Origin of the sequence: Synechococcus sp. R8-2, assembly GCF_047461715.1 — a bacterium.
In the GTDB taxonomy this organism is placed as follows: Bacteria; Cyanobacteriota; Cyanobacteriia; order Thermostichales; family Thermostichaceae; genus Thermostichus.
The window spans coordinates 1-10586 of record NZ_JANSHQ010000287.1; the positions used below are offsets into that span (position 1 = coordinate 1).

The 10586-nt window shown below is 59.8% G+C and carries 6 protein-coding genes; 4 read left to right on the forward strand and 2 right to left on the reverse strand.

What is annotated here, in order from left to right; translation table 11 throughout:
- A partial coding sequence (nrdJ, locus tag NW819_RS07495; protein WP_414413380.1) for a ribonucleoside-triphosphate reductase, adenosylcobalamin-dependent occupies positions 1–3215 on the reverse strand: 3215 nt, incomplete at its 3' end.
- Between the two features lie 403 nt (positions 3216–3618).
- On the opposite strand from nrdJ, the gene NW819_RS07500 reads away from it, so the two are divergent.
- From NW819_RS07500 to NW819_RS07515, 4 genes are all read left to right on the forward strand, one after another.
- The gene (locus NW819_RS07500) at positions 3619–4833 is read left to right on the forward strand and encodes a site-2 protease family protein (protein WP_414413376.1); all 1215 of its coding nucleotides are present in this window, start codon (positions 3619–3621) and stop codon (positions 4831–4833) included.
- A gap of 194 nt (positions 4834–5027) precedes the next feature.
- The gene (locus NW819_RS07505) at positions 5028–6332 is read left to right on the forward strand and encodes a M16 family metallopeptidase (RefSeq protein ID WP_414413377.1); all 1305 of its coding nucleotides are present in this window, start codon (positions 5028–5030) and stop codon (positions 6330–6332) included.
- 60 nt (positions 6333–6392) lie between these two features.
- On the forward strand, positions 6393–7682 hold the full coding sequence (locus NW819_RS07510) for a M16 family metallopeptidase (RefSeq protein ID WP_011432372.1): 1290 nt from the start codon (positions 6393–6395) through the stop codon (positions 7680–7682).
- A 364-nt stretch (positions 7683–8046) separates the two neighbouring features.
- Positions 8047–9111 (forward strand): o-succinylbenzoate synthase, encoded by a 1065-nt coding sequence (locus NW819_RS07515; protein WP_414413378.1) that lies wholly within the window; start codon positions 8047–8049, stop codon positions 9109–9111.
- Here the strand turns inward: NW819_RS07515 and prfB are convergent.
- Positions 9108–10239, reverse strand: a protein-coding gene (gene prfB, locus NW819_RS07520) for a peptide chain release factor 2 (protein WP_414413379.1) whose coding sequence is annotated in 2 segments (ribosomal slippage) — positions 9108–10166 and positions 10168–10239 — 1131 coding nt in all. Because the reading frame shifts where the segments join, the coding sequence is not laid out codon by codon here. The genes NW819_RS07515 and prfB overlap by 4 nt on opposite strands.
- Positions 10240–10586: the final 347 nt, after the last annotated feature.

Sequence of the window (10586 nt, forward strand, 5' to 3'; positions counted from 1 at the left end):
ATTTTCTCAAAAGGCAGGCGGGGGAAGGGGGCATCGAAGCGGGCCAGCAGCGCTGCGCTGATGTAGCCCTCGTCGTCGCGGATGGCTTCGTAGATACGGGATCCCAGAGCTTCCACCTCGTCCTCCCGCAGCTCGATGGTGGCGGAGGTGTTGTGGGTGGTGTAGTACTTCTGAACCTGCATATAGAAGTCAAACTGGGCCAGGGCCGAGAATTGCTCGATCTCGATCTGGCCAGCACCGGGCAGGTTGGCCCATTCTACTTCCACAGGCAGTTCCACCAGCCATTCGGTACAGCGGGGATCAAAGGGGTCGTTGAGCAAGTTCCCGTTTTCATCTTTGTCCGCCTGAGCAGGTACCACCGAGTAGCCATAGTCCAGACAGGCCAGCGCCACCGGGTCATTTTTGGCAAAGGTGATGCGGCGGATGTAGCGTTGGGCTTTGGGCGGGTGCCAGCCGGGAGAGGCGTTGGTGAGCAGAGACTTGGTGCCGGCGGGCTGAACCGTGGTGCAGCGGTTGGGGCGGCGCAGGCTGTGGCGGTCGCAGTAGTCCCAGACCACGCGGTGGACGATCTCCTTCCAGCGGCTGAGGTATTCCCGCTCCTGCTGCTTGAATTCCTTCCCGATGGGGGTATCGGGTCTCCCTTCCTGCCACCAGCGCAGCCATTCAACCCCAAAGGCTTTGACGCAAAAGTCGAACAGGCCTGTGAACGAGACGCCGACGATGGGATCCCATTCCCGCGAGCGCTGAAAGCGGGGTTCCACAAAGCGGTGGTGGAGTAGGGCTGCCACCGTGAGGGCTCCCGCCGTGAAGGCTTCCTCTTGCTCTTGCCGGTTGTGGGGATCCAAACGGTTGAGGTGGATCTCGGCCAAGTTGCAATGGAATGTGTGGCCAATAATCTCGCCACAGTTGTGGACAACAAACCCATTGGCATCAAAGCACGCTGGGCCGGGGACAGTACAGTCATACACCGGCTCTACCCCGTCTGCCTCAAGGGCAGCAACCGTCACAGCAAACCGCTCTCGGTTGAGCTGGCGCTTGTAGCCATTCAGCAGTGCCTCTAGCTTTTGGGCTTTGTGCGGTTCCCGAAAGCCGACCCATTCCTGGAACAGATGCAAGTTGTCGTTGGCAATAACCAATTCGTGCTGGGCTTTGCAAGCGTATGGTGCAGGTTGGCGAGCACTGTTCGGCAGCAGGCGATATCCAGCAGGACGGCGATTCTCATACAAAACTGCAATGATGCCCAGCCGCGCCAGCATGCGCTGAACCGCTTTGAGGGTACCCAGATGGCTTTGAGAGAGCCGCACGCTAACCCCTTTCTCCTGATTACCTTGCACGCTGCCATCCGCATCAAAGAGCCCGCACAAGAAGCCTCGATGAAACTGGAAGCTGGTGGCTTCGAGCGCCTCTGTCATCTGCTTTTGTCCGGGCCTCATGCCGAACTGGGCCGCCAGTTTTGCCAACCCCCTGGAGCCGATAACCCGCAACCCAAGCTGCGCATAGTGATATGCCTCTGGCTGGCGGGGCTCGTAACCCACTGCCGTTTGCAAAAGCTGAATCGCATACTGGCTCATTTCGGCTTGGGTATCTTGCCAATAGCGTAATAAAGCCGTGTCGTTCCACGGGGTTGCCGTAAGGCTACCGTCACCCAGCAAATTCCCCAAAAGCCAGCCTTCTTCCCAGGTACCCGCCCCATCCCACGGGGTGAGATCGCGATGGTTGTGCAGCAGGATGCGGTCGCCCGGTTGTAGGCTTTCTGCCGGTACCCACTCGGTGTATTGTGCCTTTTGGGTTTGAGCGGTGACTTTGAGAACCCGATGGTTGCCTGTCAGCCGCAGAGAGAACCCTTCCTTGGTCAAAAGCTTCAGCACAGGCTTGGTACCGGAGTAGAAGAACCCCTCCGGTGTGGTACTGAATAGTTCTCCATTGACATAGGTGCTGTGCTGCTTCCCAATCAGGTCTCTCACCTGGCGCGGCCCATCGCCCGTGTGCACCCAGGTATCGGCTGTCACGCAGGGATTCAGCCCATAGCGCCACAGGCGATCCTGAAGCTCCTCTTCCCCTAGGGAGGGATCCCGTCCCTTTAGCCATTCTCGGGCCGTTCCTGCCTCATAGGCTTTGAGAAAGTCGGGTTTTAGGTCGGGTGGGATAAGGTCGCAATTGGCCCGTGCTACGGCTTCCCCGGCCCACTGGATGGCGCCCTCACCGGAGTAAAACTGCTTCCGCACGGCCTCAACACATTCTTCCCGCGTCGGCTTGCGGTGAAACACCCGCGTGTGGTTGGCCATGCGCAGGGCATCTCGCTCGGGATCAATTCTCCAGTTGCCGTTTTCGTCCTGCTGCCAGAGGTTGTCTTTGGCGGTGGATCCCAGCTGGTCGTCGGCAGCAAACTGACGAATGCCAGCGCTACGACGAATGTTTCCCGCCACCACCACCACCGCCGCCTCGTCGATGAGCAAACAGCACTCCACCGAGTTCAGTTGCCGACCTACCGCCCTGTTGAGGATGGCGGCACAGCGCTCGTACAAGCCGGGCAGCTTAATGGGGTTGGCTACGCCCCCAAACCCTTTCAGCCGCTCCCCAGCCGGGCGGACATCGCTCAAGTCCACTGTCACTTCCACCTGGCCCCCAAAGCTGGGATCCGACGCCAGCTCCAGCAGCGCTTGGTAGGACTCCACCCAGCCGCGGCGGCTGTCCCCCACCTGGATGTGCACCTGGGATCCCTGCCGTTGGATGCGGGTGTGCTCCTGCCGCTCTTCGGGAGGGGTGGCGCCGATGGATCCCTTCACGTGAACCCGCAGGCGGTTGACAATGGGGGGCAACTGGCGGATGAACTGGGGTTCCAGCACCGCTCCTGTGCCGCAGCCCATCATGGCCAGATCCATCATCAGGCCAAAGGCCCGCCAGTCCACCACCGCCAAACTGGTGCAGTTGTAGGCACCGGAGAAGTTTTCCGGCTTCTGGATCCAGTCGGTGCCCATCACCCACAAGGCTCGACCGGAGATCAACGCCTTCAACTGCCGCTGCAGACGTTCTACCAACTGCCGCTCCTGAGGGGTGAAGCGCCCCAACCGGGCAATATCGGCCAAGGTGCGATCGCAAACCTCGCTCCAAGTCTCGCGGCTGCCATCTGGGCGGCGACGGCTGTAGGTGCGGTAGAACACCGGGCTGGCCGCCGGGGCTGTGGCCGGAAACTCGCCTGGAGGCGCGGCTCCCATCGTCTGGGCGGGATCAAGTCCCTGCACTTCTTCGCTCTGTTCGCCTGAGTGGGACGAAATCCACACCATAGCCACACCCCTCCTGCAAAGCTCCCCTGCTAAAGCTCGGTCGTTCCAACTTTTGAGTGCTGGTTGGCCCCGCCGACCCAATGCCCAACCACGTTATCACAATCTTCGGGGGTCTGGTGTTGTAGGTAGTGTTGTGCTCCGAGGAGATCCTCAAGATCCTCTAGGGATAGGGCAGGGCCCGCTGTCTGCCGGGGGAGCCGCAAGGGAACGGAAGGCCCGGCAGAAGGGCTACAGTGGAGGAGAGGGATCCCAAGTTAAGGGGCTGCTTGTCGTCTTCAACGGCACCTTCCTGGGCCTTCTCCCCAGTGAGAGCTGTGTAAGGAGTTGTATCGTCATGACCAGTCGCCTGCGCATCGGTAGCTTGTGGGGGATCCCCTTTTTCGTCGACTACACCTGGTTCCCAGCGGCCCTCCTGCTGGTGCTCTCCTACGGGCTGTTGACGGCGGTGGGGTTGTTTCTTTCTCTGCTGGCTCATGAGTTGGCCCACAGCTTGGTGGCCCGCGCCTATGGAGTACGGGTTAACTCCATCACCCTGTTTATTTTTGGGGGTATGGCGGCGATTGAGCGGGAAGTTCCCCGCCCCCTTGGCGCTTTTTGCGTGGCCGTGGCAGGCCCTCTCCTCAGCTTGGGTCTGTTTGTGCTCTTCAGCATGGCCCGGGCTTGGGCTGTGCCGGAGTCGATGCTGGCCTCAACCCTTGCCAGCTTGGCTGCCATCAACCTGACGATTGCCCTGTTTAACCTGCTGCCGGGCCTGCCTCTGGATGGGGGGCAAATGCTCAAGGCGGCCATCTGGGGTTGGACAGGGGATCGGCAAAAGGGTATGCTGTGGGCGGCCCGAGCCGGCCAGGGGGTGGGCTGGGGTTTGGTGGGGCTAGGTCTGCTGGTGGTATTTTGGGGGAGCCTCAACGGCCTCTGGGTGGGGTTGATCGGCCTGTTTATTTTGAACACCGCCCGCCGCTACAGCCAGTACGCGCAACTGCAGCAGGTGCTGGCCCGCCTGAAAGCTGCCGATGTGATGACCCGCCAGTTTCGGGTTTTGGATGCGAACATGAGCCTGCGGGAGTTTGTGGATCGCTATCTGGTGCCTTCTTCTCTCAGGCCGGAAGCCCCAACTCAACCGGCGGACGTTTATTTTGCTGAGGAAGATGGCCGCTACCGTGGGCTGGTCAGGCCAGAATTGCTCAACGACATCGAGCGCAGCCAGTGGGATCGCCTCACCCTGAAAGCTATTCTCAAGCCGATGGAGCAACTGCAGGGGGTACGAGAAGAGACCCCCATTCCCCAGGTAATTCAGATGATGCGCCAGGCAGAACCCCGCCGCATTTTGGTTTTCACGCCCACCGGCGCCATTGCCGGCTTGATCGACCGGGGGGATGTGGTGGCCATGGCTGCCCGGCAGTTGGGGGTCGTGCTGCCCCAAGAGGTGGTGCAGCGGGTGCGCGATAGCGAAGAATGGCCCCCTGGATTTCAGGTGGAGGACAATCTGGCCGGAGAGGGATCCCCCAGTCTGGCTTGGCAGGGATCCCCGGATTTCCATCAAGAGCCTTAGTTGGGGAGATGGGTGGACAGGGGGCGGCCCAAGGCGCCTAGGTTCTTCCTCTTCCACAAAAGGTTCCCCAAAAGGGGCGGAGCGTTTTGCCTCCGCAAGCCGGGGAGAGAAGACCAAGAAAAGTAGTCTCAGATACTATTTCCCGGAGCCCTTCCCCATCTACAATTAAGACTGTTCTCCATCAGTTAAGAATTTTGAACCGCTTTCCTCGTCTCTTGCCCGCCTACACCCACCGACTGAGCAACGGGCTAGGCGTTATCGTTCATCCCATCCCCATTGCCGATTCTGTAACCGTTGATGTCTGGGTACGGACAGGTGGACGCCATGAGCCGCCGGAGTGGCTGGGCCTATCCCATTTTTTGGAACACATGGTGTTTAAGGGTAGCGAGCGGCTGGCTCCTGGTGAGCTGGATTGGGCCGTGGAAGGACGGGGCGGAGTTACCAATGCTGCCACCGGCCAAGACTACACCCATTACTACATTACGGTGGCTGCTGCTGACCTGGCGGATACCCTGCCCTACCTGGCAGAGGTGGTTTTGCGGGCCGGGATCCCAGATCTGGAGTTTGAGCGGGAGCGGCAGGTGGTTCTGGAGGAAATTCGCCGCGCCGCCGACAACCCTGATTACACGGCCTATCAGCTTTTGATGCAGACCGCCTATGGGGAGCATCCCTATGGACGACCGGTGTTGGGCACACCGGAAAGCTTGATGCAACTGACCCCTGAGGTGATGCGCGCTTACCACCGCGCTTGGTATCGGCCTGAATCCATGACGGTGGTGGTGACGGGTGGCATCGATCCCGAGCGGGCGTTGGCCTTGGTGGAGGAGCAGTTTGGCAGCTCTGCTGCTGGGCCAGCACCGGCCAGCCCCCCCATCCCGCCCCAGCCTCGTCCCCAAGGGATCCTGCGCCGGGAGAGCGACCATGCCCGCTTGGAGCAAGCCCGTCTGAAATTGGCCTGGCCTACCGTTGGCATTGACGATTGGCAACAAGCCTGTGGCCTGGAGATGTTGGCTTCTCTGCTGGGAGATGGCCGTACTTCGCGGCTGGTGCATCTGCTGCGGGAACAGCGGGGCTGGGTGAGGGCCATTGGCTGTTCTTCGCTGGTGTTGAAGGAGGGGGGACTGTTTTGTATCGGCGCTCAGCTGGAGCCGAAGGATGTGGCGCGGGTGGAGGCGACGATTCTGCACGAGATTGAAAAGCTGCAGCAGGATGGCATCGGCCAAGCGGAGTTGGATCGCACCCGGCGTATGCTCACCCATGAGTTCCTGTTCTCCGCCGAGTCTCCCAGTCAATTGGCGGGCATCTATGGCTACTACGAGACGCTGGGCGGGGTGCAACGCATTCAAGAGTACCTGGAGCTGGTGCAATCCTTTACTCCGGCTCAGATCCGGGAATTGGCCCAGCAGTACTTGTCTTTGGAGGCCTATGTGGTCACCGTTCTCAAGCCGACTGCCCTGGGTACAGCGGCGGCTTCGGAGCTGCAACTGGCTTGCCGTTAAGCGCCGCCTTGGCGCTCCGGACTCTTGATTTTCGGATTTTGGACGGGATCCCTTGCCTGCATGAACTCTGCTCTGCTTGCCACCCAACGTGGCCGTTTACAGCGCGTCCTTTTGGCCAATGGCATCACGCTGTTGCTGGGCCAGAACCCAACGGTGGAGATCTTGGCTGCCCACTGTTTTTTCCGCGGTGGTAGCCGGGCAGAGCGGCCGCAACAGGCGGGGGTGAGCCACTTGATGGCGGCTGTCCTCACCAAAGGCACGCATCGGCGCAACTCCCAGGCCATTGCTGCTGCGGTGGAATCGCTGGGAGCCTCGCTATCGGTGGACAGTTCTGCCGACTATTTCGAGGTGAGCCTGCGCTGTGTGGCTGCCGATTTCCCGGAGTTGCTGGATTTGCTTGCGGAGACGCTGCGGGATCCCAGTTTTCCTGAAGAGGAGGTGGCGCGAGAGCAGGGGTTGATGCTGCAGGCCATCCGCGCCCAACAGGAACGGCCCTTCAGCTTGGCTTTCGAGCAGGTGCAACAAGCCCTCTATGGGGATCATCCCTACGCTCTGCCGGGGTTGGGACGGCTGGAAACGGTGGGATCCCTGACCCGCGAGGATTTGGTAGCCTATCACGCGGCCTACTGTCGTCCCAATGGAATGGTGATGGTGGTGATCGGCCCAGAGCCGCCGGAGCAGATGGCTGCCCAGGTGGAAGCGGCTTTGGGAGACTGGGTTGTTCCCGGCCCCTCTCCAGAGGATCGGGATGTTCCCCTGCCCCCTCTGAGGGATCCCCAACTGCTGAGGTTGCCCCAGCCCACTCAGCAGACAACAATCTTGATTGGGTTTCGCGGATCCCCTGCTGCTTCTGCGGATTATCCGGCCCTGAAGTTGCTGGCCACCTACTTGGGGAGCGGTCTGTCCAGCCGTCTGTTCGTGGAACTGCGGGAGCGCTGTGGCCTGGCCTATGAGGTCTCGGCTTTTTTTGCCACCCGCCGGGATCCCGCCCCTTTTGGGGTTTACATGGGCACTGCAGCAGAGAACACCCAGGTGGCTCTGGAACGCCTACAAGCAGAAATCCACCGTCTGCAGGCCAATCCGCTCGACCTGGCAGAGGTGGAAATGGCGCAGCGCAAACTTCTGGGCCAGTATGCCCTCAGCAAACAAACCAATGCCCAGGTGGCTCAACTGGCGGGCTGGTACGAGATTTTGGGCTTGGGCATGGAGTTTGACCGGCAGTATTTGCAGGGGGTCAGGCAGCTCACCCCAGAGCAGCTCCACCAAGCCGCAAAGACCTACCTGACCCCCCCGGCCATTGCTCTGGTGGGGCCGGAAGCCGCCTTGGCAGAGGTTGAGCTGGTGTTTTAAGCTGAGCAAACCATGAGGAAAACTAAGATCTGGCAAACATGGCCATTTCGATTCAAACGGGGACATTGCGCCCACACCTCAATAAAACACCTAAATAAAAAATGTTGAAAATGTTGAATGCGCAGTGCCGGAAAGCTTTTTTTAGGAGCCCATGTGTCTCACCCTGGCCTGAAGTAATCATAACTCTGGATTGAGGTCACGATTGTGGGTCAATCTCGAGATGTCCAAGAAAACGACGGGGATCGTTTCTGAATAGCAGCCCTCTGAGAAAACTGGCGTTTTTCCTTTCTTTATCTTGCTTGAGCTTTTTGTGGCTGGTAGGCACAGCAGATCATCTGCAGGGGATACCCAAAAAGAGGGATCCGTGCCGCTTGGGCGGCTGGAAAAGCGGTTTTCCTTTGCGTTTTGCCCCTACTGGCGTCCCTTTCGGCGGCCCCTGCGTACCCACCACGGACTGTGGTCCGTGCGCGAAGGGATCCTGATCCGACTTACAGATCGGGAGACAGGCTGTCAGGGATATGGGGAAATTGCTCCCATCCCTTGGTTTGGCAGCGAAACCCTGGAGCAGGCTCTGGAGTTTTGTCGGCAGCTGCCCCCTCTTTTGTCGGAGGCGTATATTTTGGGGATCCCAGAAGCACTGCCGGCCTGCCGGTTTGGGTTGGAAGGCGCTTGGCTGGCCTGTCGGGATCCCGATTGGTTGAACAAGGATCTCTCTCTACTCTCTTTCTGTGAACTTTTGGGGGAGACCCTGCCGCCGGAATCTTACAAGGACTCCTACAAGGACTCCGTCCCACTCACGCGGTCGGTGTACAAGCTCAAGGTGGGGAGGGATCCCATGCAGCAGGAGTTGGAGAAGCTGGAGCAATGGCTGGAGCGGTTGCCGCCGGGATCCCGTCTGCGTTTGGATGCCAATGGGGGACTAGGGCTTGCGGAGGCCCACCGGTGGCTGGCCGTTTGTGATCGGCTTAACCAGGACTCGCCGGGCAAGATCGAGTTTTTGGAGCAGCCTCTGCCGCCGAATCAGCACTCCCATCTGGTGGAGCTCAGCCGCCAGTACCAGACCCCCATTGCTTTGGATGAATCGGTGGCCTGTTTGGAACAGTTGCAAGCCGTCCATCGCTCAGGATGGACAGGGATCCTGGTGGTGAAGCCATCTTTGGTGGGCTCCTGCATCGCGCTGCGGGAGTATCTCAGCCGACATCCCGGCCTGGATCTGGTTTTTTCTTCTGCGCTGGAGACTGCCATCGGCGCTTGGCATGGACTGGCCTGGGCGGGATCCCTGCAAGCCAAAACCGCCTCTCCCCGGGCCGTGGGATGGGGGGTAGGGGAGTTTTTCCAGGAAGGGGATCCCCTGACCTTGACCCAGCTCTCAGCCCAGGAGCGGGCTGCCCTCATGCAGGCGGTGTGGGAGCGCTACAGCCGGCCCTAGACTGCGGCGGCCTGTTGTTTGGCGTATTCCTGCCGCAGATAGGCCTGGATAAAATGCATCAGCTCCTCCGGCTCGCCGTTCATAAAGGCCTCGACATTGTAGGTTTCGGCGTTGGTGCGGTGATCCTTGATCAACTTGTAAGGATCGAAGGTGTAGGTGCGAATACGCCCCCCAAAGCCCTGAGTCACCATCTCGCCGCGGATCTCGGCCAGCTTTTGTCTGCGTTTTTCTTCTTCCATCTCGATCAGCTTGGCCTTCAAGATCTGGATGGCCCGCTCTTTGTTTTGCAGTTGGGAGCGCTCTTCGGTACAGCGCACAGCAATGCCGGTGGGCTTGTGGATCACCCGCACCGCTGTTTCCACTTTGTTCACGTTTTGGCCACCTGCTCCACCCGAGCGGGAGGTCTCGAACTCCAGATCTTCCATCTTCAGCTCATACTCGCTTTCCTCTTCCAGGATCGGCATCACCTCTACGCCGGCGAAGCTGGTTTGCCGTTTGCCGTTGGCGTTGAAGGGGCTGATGCGCTCCATCCGGTGGTTACCCTTCTCGGCAGAGAGATAACCATAGGCGTAGGGGCCTTCGATCAGCAGGGTGGCGGACTTGATGCCGGCTTCGGCACCTTCGGAGTATTCCGAGAGGCTGACCTTGTAGCCCTGGTTTTCGGCCCAGCGGGTGTACATTTTCAGGAGCATTTCCGCCCAGTCCTGGGCGTCGGTTCCCCCTGCGCCGGCGGTGATGGTGAGGATGGCACCGTTTTTGTCGTAGGGGCCGGAGAGCAGTTGCTGTAGCTCCCACTGGCCCAACTCCCGCTCCACCACTGCCAGGGATCCTGCTGTCTCGGCTAAGAGTTCCGGATCGGGCTCTTCTTGGAGCAGCTCGAGGGCGCTGACGGCATCTTCCAGGCGCTCCTTCCAGCGGTGCACCTGATCCCAGGAGGCCTTGAGGCTGTTGAGCTTTTGCAGGTGGCGGCGGGCTGCCTCTACATCATTCCAAAACTGCGGCTGCGAGGCTTCTTGCTCTAGGATGGCAATCTGTTGCTCCAAGTGGGGCAGGTCAAAGATAGTCCTGAGCGTTGCTCAGGCGCAAGGTGAGCGATTCTAGGGTGCGTCTTAGATCGGCAAGTTCCATAGAGAGCAGCAAGCTGTTTGCGCGTCGGATCCCATCCTAACCTGTGGGCCGGCAACTCAATCAAGGGATGGAGCCCTTCTGTGGGGCAGTTCCTGGCCGTTCCCATTGCAACAGCATTGCGATCCCTTGTCCATAGCAACAACCCCGCCAGAGGCAGGACGGAGTCCTTTGGCTTCTGCCGAAAGATCCCTGTTGAGGTGGCTCAAGCCTATAGCAGAATAAAGAATTCGGTTTCGGAGGCTGCGATGCTGAAGGTCTTTTCCTTGCTTTCCGGGCTGGTTTTGGCGGGAGGAGTGGCTGCTTTGGCCATCACCAATCCCACCTTAGAAGAGCATGCCTCTAACCCC